This is a genomic window from Reticulibacter mediterranei, from assembly GCF_016587455.1.
Genome location: NZ_BNJK01000001.1, coordinates 6,061,648 through 6,081,285 on the forward strand (window position 1 = coordinate 6,061,648; position 19,638 = coordinate 6,081,285).

A 19,638-nucleotide genomic window follows, 5' to 3' on the forward strand; every position below is an offset into this window, starting at 1 on the left:
CGTTATTGTATGGTCCTACGATATTTTGCCAGCGCTGTTCTATCAAGTGTTACACCCAACCCTGGTTGTTGCGGAACGACCAGGATACCATGCTGGAGAGAGCAAGGCTCGCAGATGAGATTGTCGGCAAGAAGTGGTAGCGTGGCAAAGCCGCATTCGAGCGTAATGTAAGGAAGCGCGGCGGCCAGATGGAGCGCGCCGAGCAGTCCAACGCCGGTTTCTATCATGCTGGTTACAACACATGGAACATCATATTTTGCCGCTTCGTACACAATGCGCTGTCCCACACGTAGCCCTCCGACCAGTTGTGGCTTGACGATCAAAACATCGGCTGCCTGCCAATCCAGAACACGGCGGGCACTCTCCAGGTTGTAGACAGCTTCATCTGCGGCGATGGGGATGGAAACCTCCTGACGAAGCCGGTACATGCCGCTGAGATCGTAAACGCGCAGGGGTTGTTCGACATATTGTATCGCGAACGGTTCGCAGGCTGCGAGAATCGTGCGGGCCTGTTCAAAGCTCCACCCTTCGTTGCCATCCAGCCGCAGATGGATCTCCGGTCCGACCGCTTTGCGCACAGCCGCAACCCGCTCGATCTCTTCATACAGGCCGTGTCCTATTTTGAGTTTGAGGCAACGAAAGCCAGCAGCTACCGCCTCACGAGCCTGACGTGCCGCCGCCTCAACTGGTTGCGCTCCAATAACCGCATTCGCTGCCACTACTGTTTTCGCTGCATTCGTTGCCAGTAACGTGCTTATGCTGCATCCCTCTTGTTTGCCAAGGGCGTCGAGGAGCGCGATTTCCAGTCCGCAGGCGACCCCAGCAGGCAGTTCTCCCGCTTCCTGCTGGATAGATACGTAGTTCAACGCCTCGATCAAAGTTCGCCCCGACAGGTGAGCGGCGATGGATGGAAGGATTGTCAGGGCAGCATCGAGCGTTTCGCCCCCAAATTCCGGCATAGGGGCGATCTCCCCTATGCCAGAGCCGTTTCCTTCAACAAAAACTTCTACTATGGCTCCTTCGCGCATCGTCAGCGTTCCATGTGCAGTGGTAAAGGGGTGACGAAATGGGACGCTATAGGGATACCATCGCATCTTCGTAATTGCCATGCGCGTAGCAACCTATGGGAGACGTGGGAATCTGGAGAAATCGGGCTTGCGCTTCTCCAGGAAGGCGTTGCGTCCCTCTTTCCCCTCTTCGGTCATGTAGAAGAGCATTGTGGCGTTGCCAGCCAGTTCTTGAATGCCAGCGAGACCATCAGTATCGGCATTGAAGGCAGACTTCAGGAAGCGCAGGGCAACCGGACTTTTTTCCAGAATCTCCCTGGCCCACTGGATTGTTTCCTCTTCCAGGAGCTCCAACGGCACAACCGTATTGACCAGACCCATATCCAGGGCTTCCTGCGCTGTGTACTGGCGGCAGAGATACCAGATCTCGCGCGCCTTTTTATGTCCGACGACGCGAGCCATATAAGTTGCGCCCCAGCCTGCATCGAAGCTACCAACACGTGGTCCGGTCTGTCCGAAGCGTGCATTATCGGCTGCAATGGTCAGATCGCAGAGGAGATGAAGAACGTGACCGCCACCAATAGCATAGCCTGCCACCATCGCAATAACCGGTTTGGGCAGATATTTGATGGATTTTTGCAGGTCAAGGGCGTTGAGCCTGGGGACGCCATCGCTGCCAACATAGCCACCTTCACCGCGCACTTTCTGATCGCCGCCGGAACAGAAGGCTTTATCGCCTGCGCCGGTCAGGATCACGACGCCGATCTCCTGATCTTCGCGGCATCTCTCGAAGGCGTTGATGAGTTCGTTCAACGTTTCCGGGCGGAACGCGTTGCGCACCTCCGGGCGGTTGATGGTGATTTTGCCCATCCCTTCCGCCTTCTCAAAAATAATGTCGGTGTAGTCACCTATTTTTTCCCATTCAACTGACGACATAGAATAATCTACCTTTCAAGGTTTGTAAAAACATGCGGGTATGGTCGTTTTCCTACTCTTTACTATAGTGCAGAAGCCGGAATTGAGCAAGGAAAACTTTTCTTATTATACATCGTATTACGATATAACGGAGGGTGAGACATTACATGCCTCGCCCTCACTCATGGTTACTTTGCCTCATGGGAGTTTTGTTGCCAGAAGCGGCGGCGCACCTCCTGTGGCGTGAACCCAGTTTCCTGGCGGATGCGGCGCGAAAAGTGATAGCGAGACTGGAACCCGCACTGATAAGCGATAGTGCCTATCGGCAATCCAGTTTGTTCGAGCATTTTCACCCCTTCCATGACCCGCTGCTGCCAGAGATATGCAATCGGGGTGAGCGTGAGATATTTTTGAAAGAGGCGTATCAAGTGAAAAGGACTCACTGCCGCGAACTCTGCGATCTGTTGGAGCGTGAGCGGCTCCTGAAGATGTGTCAGGATAAATTGTTGCGCCTGAATCAGCGGAGCAGGCGGAGGGCCATTAGTAGAGCCGTTTGCTGGCACGAGCGCATGTTCGCCTTCTCCAATATAGCGCCAGAGCATCAGGAGAGCCAGCGATTTGAGCATCTCCTGTGAGGTGGAGAGAGGCATGGTTGGCAGTTGCAGCGCCTCACGCATAAGCTGAGTCATCGAGGGAGACAACGGCAAGGGCCAGGACAACCTTTGCAGGCGCGCAAGCAGCTCAGAGGCAAAGGTTGGCAGTGCGATATGCACCCAGCTATGATGCGTTTCACCTGCCGTGTCAAAGGCAAAATATTCTTCGTGTTCGGGGAGCAGGATGCAGACAGACCTTGAAGGCGCTTCTCGTAGCGTGCCATCAACCCACAGACGCATATGTCCCGAGTGGAGCAGCACCAGTTGGAGCGTCTTCTGATAGCGTGGCCCCAGTGTTCCCCCCGGGGGATAGATCACCTCACCAACGCTCACCTCCTGGGGCCAAAAACGCTCGTCATGTTGCATACTACAGCACCTTTTCCAACGATGGCCTCTCTTGTAGAGAATATCTTCTATCTGAGTAGTATATCCGATAGCAGTATTTTCATCCAGAAGAGGTCATCATTGTGCAGGGCTTTCCAGTTCTCCGCTCAAAGGGGTGCAGGGGTCTCCCTGCCGGGGCCTGGGGCGTCCCCAGTTTCCTTCCCTCCTTCGCGCGCCGCCTGCGGCGGCGCGCAAAAGAGAAGAAAAAAGGTTTTTGCGGGGACACCCCGCACCCCGGCAAAGGGCTGCCGCCCTCTGCACTCCCGCTAGATGGGAGAATTGGAAAGCCCTGCATCATTGTGCGGTGCCGTTCTTATTCGCTGCGGAAAGAGGTCATGTTTTCAGTGCCGCTCACCTCGATCACTGGCTGCCCATCCTTTTCCACCCACACGCCACAGGGACCGCCCGGCTCTATTGCCTCAAGTGTGACAACGCTGCCATCCATACGTAATATTGGTTGCATAAATGTTGTGGCTTGTTCGGCATTGCCGGTGATGTAATGGCCGATCAATGCGCGACGGAAGCGGTCAGCGGTGGTATTCGGCAAGCTGCCATGTACCAGCCTGCCATTGAAGAAGAGGACATCACCCGGCTCCATCGGTATCGGTTGAATCTCCTGCTCTGGTGGAATCGGGACCGTCACATCGGTAAAGCTCTGAGTGGTGTCGGCCTGTGTCGTGCAAAGGATGGGCCAATCATGGCTTCCTGAAACAACCTGCATGCAGCCGTTCGCTTCGTCGCAGCGGTCCAGGGCGAGCCACGCCGCCATACACGTTCCAGGCTGGACCTTGAGAAAAAACTGATCTTGATGGAGTGCCTGACCACGCGCTCCCGCCGGTTTGAAGTAGAGCATGGTCTGTACCGCATACACTTCCTCACCTGCTAACGTGGTCAGCGTATGATTGAGGCGCTCATCAAGTAGCCAGCGCAAACTGGTATCATCCCAACGGTGCATATGGATCATGCGAGGATAGCGTTTGAGCGGATCATTGCTGGTAGCATCGACGCCAATCAGATCGCCGGGGTGAGATCCCTGCGCACGTAGTTGCATATAATGTTCGCGCAACGCTGCCACTTCATCGGGAGAGAAGAGTTGACGGGCAACAACATATCCTTGCTCTTCATAGGTGCTTTTCAAACTCAGCGTAGAAAGCATAACCATGCCCTTTCCTGTGTTCCGCAAGAGGAGGCACGCAATTTCCTCTCCCTTGCCTGTGACCTGCTAGAGAATGAGAACAGATGAACGCTGTTCTCTAGAGCAAGTATAAGGGCCATAGAGCGTTATGACGATAGCAGAAATTGTCCAAGATGTGTCTGTAATTGCGCTTTCTCTGAAGGTGACGTTAAAGTGTAGCGCAAAACTCTACTACCAGTTGCACAAATTGCTCCGGCTGTTCCAGGTGAACCGTGTGGCCTGCTCCCGGCACTACAGACCATTGTGCATGAGGTAATTGAAATTTCATATCCTGCGCGATGGCACAGAATTTCTTGTCCAGTTCGCCAGTGAGCAGGAGAACGGGGAGTATAAGCTCTGGCAAGGCATCATGTAGTGCTGGTTGTGTGCCGGTGCCAACGCCGCGCAAACAGTTTGCCAGCCCGTGAGCAGTATTGTTTAGTCGTTGTTGATGAAGAGCCTCTTGTTGTTCTGGAGAGAGCGCGTCCTGGCTGGCAAACAGGGGCAGACGTTCCCAGTAGTGGACGAAGGCTGCAACCCCTTCGCGTTCGATACGATCTGCCAGAGCCGAATCGCTCTTGCGGCGCTGCTCTCGCTCGTCTGGATCGGCAATGCCGGGCGAGGCGCTTTCCAGGATCAGAGCGCGAAAGTAGCCAGAGAAGGCCGTGTAGAGGGCGATACGTCCACCCATCGAATAGCCAAGCAGAATCGCTTCATTGGCCTGAATGCCCAACTTTTGCAAGACTGCGATGATATCGGCTCGACAATGCTCCATACTATAGCGTTCTGGCTCGTTTGGTTCATCTGATAGCCCATGCCCCAGCATGTCGAGCGCGATTACGTGGAAGCTGTTTGCTAGCTTATCCAGCAAAGATCCCCACCCACGAGCACTGCCGGTAAAGCCGTGCAGGAGAACCAGGGGACGCTGGCTCGCCTTGCCACGCTGCTCTATGCTGATATACACACCGTTGACTCGTAGACGCATATATTTCCCTTTTAAACCATTATTCGGCTGGTATACCATGTTCCAGCAAATAGCTGCGGAACTGCTCAGGCGTTCGTACTCCGTGTTCGAGGACGGCATTGTAGATATCTGTGCCGCCGACTTGATAGGGGTAGGTCGCATGATGGCACCAGACATCCTTGATCCATAAGATTGCTAGCTTTGTCTCCTCTGTCATCTTTTGATTTAAGTACTCTATATATGCTAGCTGAGTACGTGGAGCATCTGAGAGCCAGAACGAGAGGTCAATTTTCCATTCGTTGCCTGCTTCGTTCTCATAGTAAACTACAAAATAGTAGCGTTCGTCGCCGCGTAGTTCAGCAGGAGCATATTTGCCTGTGTCATTATGATAATGCAGCTTTGTGACGCGAGGATGGACCAGCAATGGCTGTACCGCCGCGAAGATGAGATCGGGAGTGGGATGTGGACAGAGAATGTTAAAGTCGAGATCGCGCCAGACCATCAACCCTGCCATCGAACTGCCAATTTGTTCCGGTTTGCCGACCTGCGAGAGCAAGGAGTGCAGGTTGAGTTTAGCAATCACCTGTTGTGCCTCGGCTTGCAGGGTGCCTTGGCGACGTAGCAACTCTGCTACATATGCTGCGTCCAAAATGTCTTGTGGCATACCTCACCCCCGGTTTTCACTTTTGATCGAGCGCCTCCGCAACAGCTTTCCAGAGCTGTCTATGCATGCTGACGTTGCTTGCTCGTTCGGTACGCACCTCGACGACGTGCAGCCCTCCTGCGCTGATACCCTGTGTGATGGAACTGCGAAAATCTTCCCATTGTTCGCAGCGTTGAAATGTGCCGCCATACATCTGTACGGCGTGGCTGAAATCCAGGCCAATCGGGGTGCCGAAAAGTTGCTCAAAGTGTTCCGGGTAGGTGGCCTGGGGCAGAAATGAGAAGATTCCACCGCCATCATTGTTGATCAGTACAATCACCAGATTGAGCTTATGTAGACGGGCGGCGAGCAGGCCGTTGAGGTCGTGGAAAAATGAGAGGTCGCCGATCACCAGGACCGTTGGCTCATTGTTGCCCATAGTAGAATCTGAAGCTGAAGCCGCCGCGCTTGCTCCTAACGCACTGGAAATCACTCCGTCAATGCCGCTGGCACCACGATTGCCCAGCAGACGGATCGTGCGCTCGTTGTTCCAGAAAAAGGTGTCCAGATCGCGCACTGGCATGCTATTGCCCGCGTACAATGTGGTCCCCTCTGGTAGCAGATCGGCCAGTTCGGTAAAGACTCGCCCCTCGAAAAGCTCAGGGAAATCCTGAAGCGTGCTATGCAATGCCTGCCGTGTGACCTGATCGACCCCTTGCCAGCGCTGCAACCATGTCTCTGTTGTGCTGATGGGCAGCGACTCTAGCAGGCGGTTGCAGAGGGCGAGCGGGTTCGCGTGAATCATCGCCGAGGCCAGTTGCGTTGGTTCCTGCCATTCATCGTTGCCGTCGATGACGATTTGTGGACAGGTGGCGTAGCGTTTGAGGTAGAGTAGTAGTGGCTTGGCGGTGGGCATGGCTCCAAAGCGGAGGATCAGTTCTGGGTCTGCCTGCTCAACGAATGCGTCGATGCGCAGAAAGGCATCATAGCTGGAAAGGATATGGCTCTGATCGTGTGGGCCACAACGCAGTTGCGAGAGCGGATCAGCCAGGATGGGATAGCCCGTTTGTTGTGCTAGCTTCGTGAGCGGATCGATGAGATCGGGATCGAGCGAGGTGCCTGCGACGATCAGGCCGCGCTTTGTCTTACCGATCTGCTCGGAGAGCTGTTGCAGTGTTGTATCAGATGGAATGCCCAGTTGCGCTTCACTGACACTGATGTAGGGAGCATCCAACCGACCATCCCACGCCAGCGGATCACGCTGTTCGACCGGTGGTAAGGGTGCTTCGGCCAGTGGTTCGGGGATCAGCGGTTCGCGAAATGGCAGATTGAGATGGACCGGACCAGCCGGGATCGCTTGCGTAAGCGACGCGGCGCGGTTGGCTAGCGTGCGAATATAGCGGAGTGCCGCGTTGGAGGCTTCGGGAAGCGCTACATCAACGAACCATTTGACGTGTGTACCATACAGCCGGTTTTGATCGATAGCCTGGGGCGCACCATTATCACGCAACTCGTGAGGCCGATCCGCCGTCAACACCAGCAAGGGGATATGGGTCAGATGCGCTTCGACAATAGCCGGGAGGAAGTTTGCAGCCGCCGTTCCCGACGTGCAGAGCAGTGCCACCGGCTGATCAAGCCGTTTCGCCAGTCCCAAACCAAAGAAGGCAGCGGAGCGCTCGTCGATATGCAGCCACACACGGATAGCGGGATTTGCTGCAAACGCCATTGCCAGAGGTGTTGAGCGCGAGCCGGGGCAGACGATGACATGTTGCATGCCACCTCGTGCTAGCTCCTCGACAAAAGCATGGACATAAACATAGGTCGGGTTCGCCTGCTTTTGTCGTTCAACTGTGTTCTGTTCCATTGCTGTTCCTCAATCTCCACCGCCAAGCCCACGTAACATCACGGCAAATTTCCAGCACGTCTCGGCGTATTCGCTTTCGGGTTGGGAGTCCGCAACAATGCCACCTCCGGCAAAGAGCGTCGCCTGTGCCTCGTCAACCAGCGCAGAACGCAGCGCGACGGCAAATTCACCGTTGCCGTTTGCGTTGATCCAGCCGATTGGTCCAGCATACCAGCCGCGATCCAACTGTTCAAATTCGCGCAGTTCTGCCAGTGCCGTTTCGCGTGGGAAGCCGCCAACGGCTGGTGTGGGATGTAGTTCGCCGATGGCATCGAGAATGCTCTTGCCGGGCAATAGTTTGCCAATGATGGGAGTTTGCAGGTGCTGAATATTTTTGAGCCGGAGCAGCTGCGGTTTGTCCGAAACCCAGACCTGCGAGCAATAATGGGCCAGCGCTTCTCGTATCATGGTGACAACGATAGCGTGTTCACCCTGATTTTTCGCGCTTTGCAATAGCTCCAGATCAAGTTGTTCGTCTTCTTCTTCGCTATTCCCTCGTGGTGCCGAGCCTGCCAGAGCCATCGTCTGGATCTGTCCATCAGAGGTACGGAGCAGGCGCTCTGGCGTCGCTCCTACAAAGTAGCGTTCCCCTCGTTGAAGCGCAAAGACATACGCCCCCGGATAGCTAACGCGCAGACGGCTGAGCGTGATTTCAATGTTAAACGGCGTCTCTTCACTGCTTGCCTGAATGCTGCGGGCAAGCACGACCTTTTGATAGTCGCCAGCGCGGATCTTCGCAACGGTGCTGGCAACCAGCGCTTTCCACGTCTGGGCCGGCAAAAGGTCATGCGTGGTAAACTGAATATTGATGTCGTCGTTTGCCAGCAATTGTGCTTCCGACGTGGACTCAATCGTCAGACGTAATTGTTGCATATGCTGATGCATTTCTGCCGCACATTGTTCAATGTCATCAGCTTTCTGGATCAATTTATTGATGGTGAGCGTTGCGCTCTCTTCCTCAGTGCGAAAGAGCAGATAGGGCACAACAAGCAGACCATCAGGAAAACCTTCCCACAATGCAGTGCGAGGATGCTCCGGGTCGAAGGCAAATCCTCCTATGAGCGCTGGCCCTTGCAGGTTTTCCGGTAGGTCTTCCTGCGTATTGTTGACCAGCGTGTGTTGCTGAAGGTGACGCCAGACAGTTGAGGTGGTGGTGAAGCGATTCGGGCCGTTTGTTTCAATCATAGTAGCAGTACCGACACCAACGAGCGTTCGTTGCTCAACCGGCAATTCCCAGTAAAAGCGATCTCCTATGTTTAACAGCTTAAAAGCATGAAAGATACGCAGGGGATGACATGGAACAACGGATTGAGTAAAACTGATCAGAACAGGATGATCAGATTGAGTGGCTTGTTGGGTGGCCTGACGGAGCATTGCGAGCAATTGTTGGCGTTCATTGGCGATTGGCCATGCTCCGGTTGTATTATTTGATATCGGTGTACCCGTAAAGACAGTATCCATAAACCTCACTCAAGCACGGACAATATGAAAATGGCACGTAACCATCCTCTTTCCGTGAGCATTGCTTGGCGTATAATGCGCCGACCAGAGTTGAGAATGGCTGGAAGTGTCCCCATGAGGCAACGTTGCGGCGCGGCAATGATTCATAAACCAAAAAGCAGTGCCTATAGTATTATAGCACGCAGAATCTAGTTCAGGTCGAGAACCTGCCACCGCTCCTTGTGGATGACTTAAAATGATGAGGCAAGATGTCATAAACCTGGGACCGATTCTACCTTGTAGGACTGCATTTCTTGTGTTACACTGCTGTAAATTTTATTGATGAGTACACTTCTAGTATAATAGAAGATGGATTTCATCTATCTCTTATTATGTACCTGTAACATATAATGTACAGTGTTGGGCGTGGGACTGTTCTGGGGGCTGTCCCACGCTCGGAGGAGAAACCTATGAAGCATGATCGAACGCATCCGCCCGGAGCGGCCTCTACTCCTCTTTCTCTTCCACGTCTGGGGCGTCCTGTCCTCTCTCTCTGGGACGCGGTAGGGCAGGCGTTGGCAATTGCGCCTGTCTTTAACATTGCTGTCGTGCTTCCTCTTGTAGTGGGTGCGAGCGGCGTTGCGACGCCTTTTACAATTATCCTGGCGACGCTCTCCATGCTCTGTGTGCGCTGGGTCATGACTGTCTATGCGCGTCGTTATGTGGGGGCTGGTGGCGTCTACGATTATGTGCGCCATATTTCACCTTCTCTGGCGCTCTTTACTGCCTGCCTCTACTTTGCGGGCGTACTTGTGCTGAGTGCAGCTGGCGGTTATGCCTTCATCGGCCTGCTCTGTGTGCAATTTCTGCCACCTGTTTTTGGTGTAACTATTCCCTGGTGGGTGTTTGCGTGTCTGGCAGCGCTGCTCGTCTTTCTTTTCCATCTCTTCGGGAGTGGGTATGTGACGCGCGTACGTCTGTTGTTCACCGCGCTTGCCGTCTTGCCCATCCTGTTTTTATCGTTGACCATTATTATACATGGTGGTGATGCTGGCAATACCTTGCTGGCGCTACTTCCTCTCAATACGCCAGCACATGCGTTGCTGCAAGGTACGCTCATTGCGATGGCGCTTTTTGTGGGTATTGAGGCCACGCCCGCTGTCAGCGAGGAGGTTAAGGATGCGCGGAAGATTATTCCGAAAGCGACCGGGATCGCGCTCTATGGCGTGGCATTTCTGTATTTGCTGGTCACATATGCATCTTCTATTGGCTTTGGGCTGGACCATGTGGGCCGATGGATCACTGATACCACCCCACTAATGACGCTGGCACTTCGCTATGTGGGGGGATGGTTTACGATCTTTATTGAGTTTGCGCTAATGCTGAACGCGTTGACAGCTGTCAGTGCTTTTACATCGGTCATTGCCAAAGGGACGTTTGCTCTTGCCCGACATGGTTTTTTACCATCGGTGTTCGGGCGGACCACTCACTTCCGCTCCTGGTCGGTTATTCCTCTGCTGGGCAACCTGGGCGTTCTCTGTTGCGCGCTGCTGATGATCATTGTCTTTACGGCGGCGAATATCGATCCCTTGCTAGGTTTTGGGATTATGGCGACGTGGGGAATTTTGCTGGTGATGACCACCTATTTAATCCTGGCGCTTGCCGCTATTCCTTTGCTGATGCATAGTGCGACCCGCTGGTGGCATTGGGGATGTCTGGTGGTTGCGCTGGTAATGCCTTTTCTTGTGCTATACGGAAGTATGGTGCCTTTCCCGTTCTGGCCTGCCAATATAGCACTCTATGGCGCTTTTCTGACCGCTGCCGCCGCGATCATCTGGATCTCACTCCTGCATATGTTCCGACCCGAGCGGCTCAGAGCTGCTGCGGAACCGTATGCCTGGGAAAATAATCTGGATGAGGAGCTTGAACAGGCTTGAGTACAATCAAAGGATGTCATAGCACTGCTGGCGTCCTTTGATTGTACTTCTAACGGCTTTGTATTAATGGTGTGAGACGGTATCGCTCAATGAAGTCTTGCCGTGCTTCTGGTAAATCTCCACATATTTTTGAGCCATGACACGCGCCGAAAACATTTTCTCTACATGCTCTCGTGCTGCGTTGCGGTCGAGATCGTCGATATGCGGTATTCGTTCGATCATCTCATCAAGATTCTTGACGAGGAAACCGCTCTCACCGTTGGCAACCACCTCAGATGCGGCCCCACGCTCGAAGGAAATGACTGGACAGCCGAGAGCCATCGCCTCGATCATGACCATGCCAAACGGTTCCTCCCATTCGATGGGATTAAGAAAACCGCGCGCACGACTGAGATAATCGATCTTCTGACGCATATTGGCGGGACCGAGCAGGCGAATCTGCTTACCGTCTGCTTGCGGCTTGATCTCTTCATGATAGTACCGCGCCATGTCTTTACTGCTTCGGTCAATGGTTCCAGCCAGCACGAGCGGCACATCGGCGCGCTTTGCGGCTTCAATTGCCAGGTGCGCTCCTTTCTCGGGAGTGAAACGACCCAACCACATAAAGAAATCTTTGCGCGATTTGCCAGTTGGCTGATAGGTTTTCATGCTGATGCCGTTATAGACCACGCCCGTCATATTGAGCGGCAAACGCTTCAACTCCTGGCGGCATGCGTGCTCGCTGATCGCTACTAGCGGCAGATCTTCCGCCCAATCCATATAATAACGGTCGGCATCGCCAGACCAGTCGCCGACGTGATCGAAAGGGAAATGGCTGTGCAGCGTCGCAATATGTGGCGTGGCAAGCCGGGCGATCAGTGGGAACACGTACATGTCCGAACTGGATGAGAGATGTGCATGTACAATGTCAAAAGACTTTTCTTTAATGTCATCAACAGCTTTTTGCAAATGATAAAAGGCTTTTAGATGCGCCGCCCAGGGAACTTTCTCTTCGAGCAGCGATTTGGGAAAGAATGAGATCTGTTGCGCCGATGTTTGCGAATCTCCAGGCGCATATAGCGTAACCTCGTGTCCCATTGCTACCAATTCTTCCACAAGATTAGAGATGACCGACTCCGTACCACCGTAATTTTTCGGGGGAATCGCGATCCAGGGCGGCGCGATCTGGGCAATTCTCATATAATATCCTCCTTGCTCTATACTTCCGGTTTCGTTCTCGACCGGATAATGTTATTTCAACACAAAACTCTTCTGAACTTATTACGGCTCTGCTGCCCACAATGCAGACTCATCAATAAAAAGCAAGGAGGATAATATGCAATACCTGTACTCTTTTGGGGGCAATGATCGTCGTATAGGTAGGGATGATGCCTCTGAGCAAATCTGTTATCTCTAACGTTAAAAGGTGGGAACATGTCGATCAAGCGGCTTTTAAAACTATTTGATACGCGCCGTGCGTTATTATTGTGTATTCTTTGCGCTATTCCTCTTTTTCTTACTGCATACGTCTATTACAAATATTCAAGTCCACAAGGAGACGAGCCGCACTATTTGATTATCAGCCAGACCTTACAAATTTATCACTCTATTGATGTCATGAAGGATTATACACACGGCGATTATCTGGCTTTTTATCCTAAACCGATTGATGCCCATGTCTCGCCAAATGCTGAGGGAGTGATGCTGCCAATGCATAGTATTGGCGGCCCGATCATCTGGCTGCTCCCCTTTATGTTGCATGGTCGGTTGGGCGTGATCCTCTTTATCGCGCTTTTAACGCTGGTTGCGATTCTCAATATCTATTATTTCCTTCTAGAAATGGCGATACGTCCAGCCTATGCCTTTTTTGTCAGCCTTGCCTTTGCGCTCGGCTCTCCGCTGTATGTGTTTTCGCATCTGACCTTTATAGAACCTATTGGAATGCTTGCCTGTATTTATATTGTACGGGTCTTCTTCCAGCAGGAACTGCGCCAGCGCGATTTGATTGGTAGTGGCATTGCGCTGGGCGTGTTGCCCTGGATACATATTCGCTTTGCCCTGATCGAGGTCGTGTTGTTCGCCTTTCTGCTTTTGCGCCTCTACCGAGAGAATGGGCTGCACAACATCAGGCGCTATGTCGCGTATCTGCTGCCAGTTGTTGCCCTGTTTCTGCTCTTTGAAGCCTACAATCTGATTTTCTGGGGTACGCTCAATCCTGCTCCCAATCAGGCGAACTCGGGGCAGATTCCCTTCAAGTATTTGCCGTTTGTGGGTCTTGCCGGAACCTTCATGGATCAGGAGTTTGGCCTGTTTACCAACTTTCCCATGTTTATTTTTGCTTTACCCGGTATTTTGCTCACATTGAAAAAGAAATACCTCTCCCTGCATATCTTGCTCTTATTGCTATTTGTTCCCTATCTGCTGACCTTCACCACATTTCGCCTCTGGTCGGGAGGATGGACGCCACCGACGCGCTTTCTGGTGGTTCTGGTGCCTACTCTGGCGTTTTATATCGCCTGGGCACTGCAACAGGCCAGTAACAGGTTGCTCAACATCTTCTTCATGCTTTGTACGCTGTTTGCCTTTGCCTGTGGTGTTGCCTATATTGGCGCGCAAAAGCTGGGCTTCAATAGTGGGAAGGGGACGAGCCTGGCGATGCTACATTTGCAAGATCTCATTCATCTTCCCATCACAAACTACGTGCCATCAGTGTATCGCCCTGATCAACTGAGCCTGTTCGCGTTTTGGATTGTGGGCATACTTGGTATTACGGCCATTACTTATCTGCTCGGTCGTGCAAAGGCTTTTTATTAGAGCAGGGCTTTCCAATTCTCCCATCTAGCGGGAGTGCAGAGGGCGGCAGCCCTCTGCCGGGGTGCGGGGTGTCCCCGCAAAAACCTTTTTTCTTCTCTTTTGCGCGCCGTCGCAGGCGGCGCGCGAAGGAGGGAAGGAAACTGGGGACACCCCAGACCCCGGCAGGGAGACCCTGCACCCCTTTGAGCGGAGAACTGGAAAGCCCTGTTTATTAGAGCAGCTTATTTGACAAAAGGGGTTTATTATTTTATACTGGTAAGTAGATTGAGTACTCAGTCAAAAACGTTAACAATTGAAAAGCACAGTACGGACATATACCCGAAGGCCAGGATATTGCCCGCCAACATGCTGTATTGAACAGTAGTCCTTGTGGTTTAACACAGTATCAAGGAGGTTCTGAAAACTATGAAATCATGGACTCGTTGGCAGGATTGGGTCTCTCTTGTACTGGGAGTCATCCTCTTTATTACGCCCTGGGTCTTTGGAACGGCAATCAATGGAACGCGTTCCTGGGATGCCTGGATTCTCGGCATCATAGGTGTCGTTCTTGCGCTTATTGCGTTGGCTATGGTCAGCGCGGCGACCGTTACTGAATGGATCTCGGTGGTTCTTGGGATCGTGGTGTTCATTACGCCCTGGATCTTTGGTTTTGCGACGCTTGGCGCAGCCGCGTGGCCTGCCTGGATCATTGGCGCTCTGTTTGTTATCGTGAATGCCTGGGCCTTGTACCAGACGCGTACACCGCGCGTGGGGGTGCCTGCCTAGTCTAGAATGTTCGTGAACAATAGCAAAAATTGTTTGCCGGGTGCGGAGACAATGTAGTCTCCGCACCTGCGTATGCCTGCGTATATATAATGGAGTATGATGACGATAGATAACACGAAAGAGCTTCCCCCAGAAGAGGCGCGCACCCGTATTTTGAATGCAGCGCAAACGCTGTTCGCTGCTCATGGTTTTAACGCTACAACAACCAAAGCTATTGCCGAGGCCGCTGGAGTGCCAGGTGGCCTTATCTTCTATTATTTCCCCTCCAAAAAAGCGTTGCTCGCCAGCGTGTTGAAAGAGCGCAATGTTCTTATCGAATTGAGCACTGTTGTTGAGACACTGCGGGTCTCTGATCCCCGAACCGCCTTGATGACGCTCGCCGTCCATTACATCGAGTCGTTGCGGCAACATAGAGAATTAACTGCTATACTGCTCCGCGAGTTTCTTTCGCATCGTGAAATAGCTGAGCAGTTTCACGCCTTGCGCGAAGAGCATGTCGCCCTGATCGCATCCTCTATCCAGAAGCTTTTGCAGGGGAAATGCACCTCGCCTGCACAGCAGATCCAGGCGAGGGCGCGCACATTTTTGTATAACCTGATTGTGATTGGCATTATCGAAGAGCCACCCGCACCACCTCATTTTATCGAGGAGATGGTTGATATCTTGCTTGGTGGCCTTCAACTCTCTGTTAACGCTTGAACACGAGAAGCTTTCTGTACCTCTAGCCAATTTGTCTCTTCTTGCGTGTCCTCTTCTCGTGTAGAATCGTCCTATACTTTGACGATCTGAACAGATAATCGCAAAGAAGAGGATGAACCACCCGTGTTAGAAGAGAAGAAGTCTACTGAAGTTGCAATCGATCTTACCGACGCCACTACGACAAGTCAGGCAGAGTTGCCACGCATCGCCCGGTTTGCTCCCTGGCTGTTGCTGTTGCTCTGCCTGCTCCCATTTCTGCTCACGGCGTATGCCTATTTCCACCATTCGCATCCACAGGGAGACGAGCCGCACTATCTCGTGATCAGTCAGACAATGTGGCTGTATCACTCTATTGATGTGATGAAAGACTACAATCATCAGGACTATCTCTCGTTTTATCCCGTGCGGCTTGATCCTCATATCTCTACTAGCGCCTCCGGCCAGGTATTGCCTTTGCATAGCATCGGCGGTCCTTTCTTATGGCTGATCCCGTTCGCGCTGGGTGGACGCCTGGGGACGCTTTTCTTTGTCTGCCTGCTCTCTGCCTTGACGGTCCTCAACATCTATTTTTTGCTGCTGGCAATAGGGATTCAGCGACGCTATGCCTTTGGTGTCAGTCTGGCCTTTGCGCTGGGATCGCCCATCTATGTCTACTCACATCTGACTTTTGTAGAGCCACTGGCTGCGCTGATCTGTATCTATGTGATGCGCATCATCTGCCAACCAATCAGGCGCACTGGCGATCTCATTGGCGCATCGCTGGCCCTGGGGTTACTGCACTGGATACACATCCGTTTTGCGCTCGTCGAGATGGTGCTCTTTGGCTTCTTGTTGGTGCGCCTCTATCTCGACAATCGCACAAATAGCACGGGCCAGTTCAAGCGCTACGCCGCCTATCTGCTGCCATTTCTGGCGCTTTTCTTGCTATTTGAACTTTACAACCTCACCGTCTGGGGAACGCTCAACCCGGCTCCCAATCAGGCCAATGCGGGCAAGGTGCCCTTTCAGGCGCTCCCTTTCACTGGCATAATCGGTATTTTCTTCGACCAGGAGTTTGGTCTATTCACAAACTTTCCGCTCTTCGCCTTTGCACTTCCCGGCATCCTCTTAACGCTGAAGAGAAAATATTTGACGCTGAATCTTCTGCTGTTAGCGCTCTTTGTGCCATATGTGATTATGGTGGCTTCGTTCGATTCGTGGGCTGGTGGTTGGGGGCCGCCTGCTCGCTTTATTCTGGTGCTTACGCCAACGCTGGCCTTTCCAGTGGCCTATGCGCTGCAACGAGCAGGCAATATGGTATTGAACGGTTTCTTTGCCCTGTGTACCCTCTTCGCCGCTCTGATTGGCGCGGCCTATATCTGGGCCGATAAGTCCGGGTTTAACGGTGGGCATGGCGCGAGCCTGGCGATGCTGTATGTGCAAAAGGTCACGCACATCGTTTTCACTCCCTATATCCCATCGCTCTTTCAGCCGCATCAGAAGCCGCTCTTCCTGGCGTGGCTGGCAGCTCTGCTCGTACTTACGCTGGGGACATGGCTGCTGGCTCGTCGGCAAGCGGTAGCATGAACCAGAACGTCGCTCCCTGGCCTGGACTGCTCTCTACTCCTACCTGTCCTTGATGCTGGGCGATGATGGTTCGCACGATATATAGTCCCAGGCCCAGCCCTCCACCCAAGTTGTGATAGCTAGAATGGTGTGTTTGATAAAAGCGATCCCAGATATGTTCTTGCTGCTCAACCGTCAGGCCCGGTCCTTGATCGCAAACGGAGACTCGCGCCATGTTTCCCGCGACCGTCAACTTGACCTGGATTGTCTGGTGGGAGGGGGTGTACTTGAAGGCGTTCGTCAGGTAGTTGGTTAAAGCTTGCTCGATACGGTCTGCGTCTGCTGTTACCGGCACGGTTGGCTGAAGGGGCAAGGTCAGAGTAATGGTGCGGGCCGAGGCGACCTGTTGATTGGCTACCACCTGTTGCACAATTGCGCTGAGATTACAGGGCCGCAGATGCACCTCAAATTTTTGCATCTCTATCCGTGACACATCCAGCAGTTCGGCAACGAGGCGAATTTCAATCTCCGTTTGCCGTTGTGCCTGTTGCAACATGGTATTAAGCTTGCCTGAGAGCCTGCCCATCTCTGCGGAGGTTTTGGCCAGACGCTCGACATACAATTGGGCCAGCTCCAGAAACCCCTGGATACCGGTTAGCGGTGTTCTCAGTTCGTGGCTGACCATGCTGAGAAACTCGTCTTTGCGCCTCTCGGCCTCTTTGCGGTCCGCAATATCAAGGATCATCACCAGCGCACGATCTCGCATCTGGTTGATGGCAGTGGCAACCACCAGTGCCGGGATCTGAGTGCCGTTTTTGTTGACATAGACCTTCTCTTCCGGGAGTGATGAGCCATGTGTGATCAGAGTTTTCCAGGAGCGCGTACGAACAGAGTGATACTGCGGGGCCAGCACATCCTTCACGCGTAGCGTTCCTCCCACTAACTCCTCGCGGCTGTAGCCCAGAAGTCGCGTCAGGCGTCCATTGACCTCATACATGTGCCCATCTTGATCCGTTACCATCACGCCAACGATGTTGGAATCGATGATGGAGCGAAACTTGCGTTCGGAATCTTGCAACTGCTGTTCCAGCAGGTGGCGCTCGGTGACATCACGGTACACGGCAACGCCCCCGATAATCTGCCCTGCTGTGTCGCATAACGGCGTGCCTCGAACATCAAGAAAAAGATCCTGTCCCGATCTGCTGCGACAGATCAGGCTGATGGTCTCCTGACCCGAAAGATGCTCACCATGTAGCACGCGGAACAGCGGCCACTGATCCTGCGGCAGCAGCACTCCATCCAGATCGCGTGGAATCGCCCATTTTGCGCGTTCATCAGGAAACAGCAGGACAGGGCTGGCGTCTTTATCCAGCGAGAACAGCGTGCGAAAGGCGGCGTTGGTGTGGATGATACATCCTTGATCGTCACAAACAGCCACGCCATCGGTCATGGCTTCAAAAATAGCTGCAAACTGCTCCGCCTGCGTTTGCGCCGCCTCCCGCGCTGCCTGTTCGCAGGCAAGCGATTGTTTATATTTGCTGATATCGTGCTGTTTGCAGACGATGGCCCGCACCTGGGGTTGGTGCAGCAAGTTCGTGATGGTTCCCTCTATCCAGCGCCACCTGCCGTCTTTGCGCTGCAAACGATATTCTAGGACGAAGGGCTTCTCAACACGCCGCGCCGCATAGGTGAGTTGCTCTCTCAATTTCTGTTGATCGTCTGGATGAAGCAAGGTTGTGCTGTTAAGACCGACCAGCTCTTTGGGTGTATAGCCAGCGAGATCGGCAGTTGCAGGACTGGCGTAGGTAATGGTGCCATCGGTTGTGAGCAAGAGAAGTGAATCGGTACTATGTTCAATTAGTGAGCGAAATAGCTGTTCGCTTTGTATCAGAGTTTCCTCTGACATGTGCTGTTCCCTTCTGAATTGTCCGCTGTACAAGGTCTGTTCTCTACAAATAAATAGGTAATAAGAAAGAAATTCGCGCAGGTAGTTTGTATATGGTCTCGTTGGAAGGAGCCTTTCGCTATAGTATACGATAGATATCGAGAAAAAGAAATATAAAGATCAGGGTAAGAGCGAAAATAAAATACACCAATTAGTCAGTAATTCGCTTTAATAAAAGAAAGATGGGAGTATAAAGTGGACCAAAAATAGGCAGTGAATGGGCTTAAATTAGTGGATCTGATATGTTACACTTCTACATGTGCCTGAAAATTTACAGGAAAGTGAAGATTAGATCAGGACATTGAGGTGGTGTCATGTCGATACGCATTCTTATCGCGGACGACGAACCCCTGCAACGTATGGACCTGAGAGATATGCTGACTGAGCAGGGATATCAGGTCATCGGTGAGGTGAGAGATGGCCTCAGTGCAGTGACGCGAGCGCGCACCGAACGGCCCGATGTGGTGATTATGGATATCCAGATGCCTGTCATGGACGGGCTAAGCGCAGCAGAGATCCTCATCAGAGAACAAATTGCTCCGGTTGTCCTTGCAACGGCCCTCAGCGATCAAGATTCAATCCATCGTGCAAAACTTGCAGGCGTTATCAGCTATATTATTAAGCCATTACGTGAAAGTGAGATCGCTCCTACTATCGAAATGGCTCTTGCTCGTTATCGCGCATATCGTCGTATTGAAGCAGAAGTAGATGCTCTATTACAAGAACTGACGCGTCCCCCAACTCCGGCAGCACATAGCAGAGTGCAGGGACGGCAGACAGTGAAAGCGCACGAGATACGCGCTCACAATCGCAGCATACGATAAGTTCAATGAACAAACGAGCATTTTCTTGATCTTCATTGAAGATAGTT

General features: G+C 52.7%; 16 protein-coding genes. 6 read left to right on the top strand and 10 right to left on the bottom strand.

The window, feature by feature from the left end:
- Positions 1-2: 2 nt before the first annotated feature.
- From menC to K3T83_RS26260, 8 genes are all read right to left on the bottom strand, one after another.
- Positions 3-1,109 carry an o-succinylbenzoate synthase gene (gene menC / locus K3T83_RS26225; protein ID WP_220205879.1) on the bottom strand — a complete coding sequence of 369 codons (1,107 nt, stop codon included), beginning with the start codon at positions 1,107-1,109 and terminating at the stop codon, positions 3-5.
- A gap of 12 nt (positions 1,110-1,121) precedes the next feature.
- Positions 1,122-1,943 carry a 1,4-dihydroxy-2-naphthoyl-CoA synthase gene (gene menB, locus K3T83_RS26230; protein ID WP_220205880.1) on the bottom strand — a complete coding sequence of 274 codons (822 nt, stop codon included), beginning with the start codon at positions 1,941-1,943 and terminating at the stop codon, positions 1,122-1,124.
- A gap of 167 nt (positions 1,944-2,110) precedes the next feature.
- Positions 2,111-2,941 carry an AraC family transcriptional regulator gene (locus tag K3T83_RS26235; RefSeq protein WP_220205881.1) on the bottom strand — a complete coding sequence of 277 codons (831 nt, stop codon included), beginning with the start codon at positions 2,939-2,941 and terminating at the stop codon, positions 2,111-2,113.
- Between the two features lie 331 nt (positions 2,942-3,272).
- Positions 3,273-4,121 carry a phytanoyl-CoA dioxygenase family protein gene (locus K3T83_RS26240; RefSeq protein WP_220205882.1) on the bottom strand — a complete coding sequence of 283 codons (849 nt, stop codon included), beginning with the start codon at positions 4,119-4,121 and terminating at the stop codon, positions 3,273-3,275.
- Between the two features lie 181 nt (positions 4,122-4,302).
- Positions 4,303-5,118: a 2-succinyl-6-hydroxy-2,4-cyclohexadiene-1-carboxylate synthase gene (gene menH / locus K3T83_RS26245; RefSeq protein ID WP_220205883.1), complete on the bottom strand. Its 816-nt coding sequence runs from the start codon at positions 5,116-5,118 to the stop codon at positions 4,303-4,305.
- Positions 5,119-5,137: 19 nt separating this feature from the next.
- Positions 5,138-5,761 (bottom strand): hypothetical protein, encoded by a 624-nt coding sequence (locus K3T83_RS26250; RefSeq protein WP_220205884.1) that lies wholly within the window; start codon positions 5,759-5,761, stop codon positions 5,138-5,140.
- Positions 5,762-5,777: 16 nt separating this feature from the next.
- On the bottom strand, positions 5,778-7,604 hold the full coding sequence (menD, locus tag K3T83_RS26255; protein WP_220205885.1) for a 2-succinyl-5-enolpyruvyl-6-hydroxy-3-cyclohexene-1-carboxylic-acid synthase: 1,827 nt from the start codon (positions 7,602-7,604) through the stop codon (positions 5,778-5,780).
- Positions 7,605-7,613: 9 nt separating this feature from the next.
- On the bottom strand, positions 7,614-9,104 hold the full coding sequence (locus K3T83_RS26260) for an isochorismate synthase (protein WP_220205886.1): 1,491 nt from the start codon (positions 9,102-9,104) through the stop codon (positions 7,614-7,616).
- A 449-nt stretch (positions 9,105-9,553) separates the two neighbouring features.
- Between K3T83_RS26260 and K3T83_RS26265 the strand changes: the two genes are divergently transcribed.
- The gene (locus K3T83_RS26265; protein WP_220205887.1) at positions 9,554-11,020 is read left to right on the top strand and encodes an APC family permease; all 1,467 of its coding nucleotides are present in this window, start codon (positions 9,554-9,556) and stop codon (positions 11,018-11,020) included.
- 63 nt (positions 11,021-11,083) lie between these two features.
- Here K3T83_RS26265 and K3T83_RS26270 read toward each other — a convergent pair whose 3' ends face one another.
- The gene (locus K3T83_RS26270) at positions 11,084-12,199 is read right to left on the bottom strand and encodes a glycosyltransferase family 4 protein (protein ID WP_220205888.1); all 1,116 of its coding nucleotides are present in this window, start codon (positions 12,197-12,199) and stop codon (positions 11,084-11,086) included.
- Positions 12,200-12,433: 234 nt separating this feature from the next.
- Here K3T83_RS26270 and K3T83_RS26275 point away from each other — a divergent pair, with 234 nt between their 5' ends.
- The 4 genes from K3T83_RS26275 to K3T83_RS26290 all read left to right on the top strand — a co-directional run bounded on the left by K3T83_RS26275 (position 12,434) and on the right by K3T83_RS26290 (position 16,843).
- Positions 12,434-13,813 carry a hypothetical protein gene (locus tag K3T83_RS26275; protein ID WP_220205889.1) on the top strand — a complete coding sequence of 460 codons (1,380 nt, stop codon included), beginning with the start codon at positions 12,434-12,436 and terminating at the stop codon, positions 13,811-13,813.
- Positions 13,814-14,218: 405 nt separating this feature from the next.
- Complete coding sequence (locus K3T83_RS26280; RefSeq protein WP_220205890.1) at positions 14,219-14,578, top strand: SPW repeat protein; 360 nt, start codon at positions 14,219-14,221, stop codon at positions 14,576-14,578.
- A 96-nt stretch (positions 14,579-14,674) separates the two neighbouring features.
- Positions 14,675-15,277, top strand: coding sequence for a TetR/AcrR family transcriptional regulator (locus K3T83_RS26285; protein ID WP_220205891.1), 603 nt, complete (start codon positions 14,675-14,677; stop codon positions 15,275-15,277).
- Between the two features lie 123 nt (positions 15,278-15,400).
- On the top strand, positions 15,401-16,843 hold the full coding sequence (locus tag K3T83_RS26290; RefSeq protein ID WP_220205892.1) for a hypothetical protein: 1,443 nt from the start codon (positions 15,401-15,403) through the stop codon (positions 16,841-16,843).
- On the opposite strand, the gene K3T83_RS26295 is transcribed toward K3T83_RS26290, so the two are convergent.
- Positions 16,797-18,728, bottom strand: coding sequence for a PAS domain-containing sensor histidine kinase (locus tag K3T83_RS26295; protein ID WP_220205893.1), 1,932 nt, complete (start codon positions 18,726-18,728; stop codon positions 16,797-16,799). The genes K3T83_RS26290 and K3T83_RS26295 overlap by 47 nt on opposite strands.
- A 353-nt stretch (positions 18,729-19,081) precedes the next feature.
- Between K3T83_RS26295 and K3T83_RS26300 the strand changes: the two genes are divergently transcribed.
- Positions 19,082-19,591 carry a response regulator gene (locus K3T83_RS26300; RefSeq protein WP_220205894.1) on the top strand — a complete coding sequence of 170 codons (510 nt, stop codon included), beginning with the start codon at positions 19,082-19,084 and terminating at the stop codon, positions 19,589-19,591.
- The last annotated feature ends 47 nt before the right edge of the window (positions 19,592-19,638 follow it).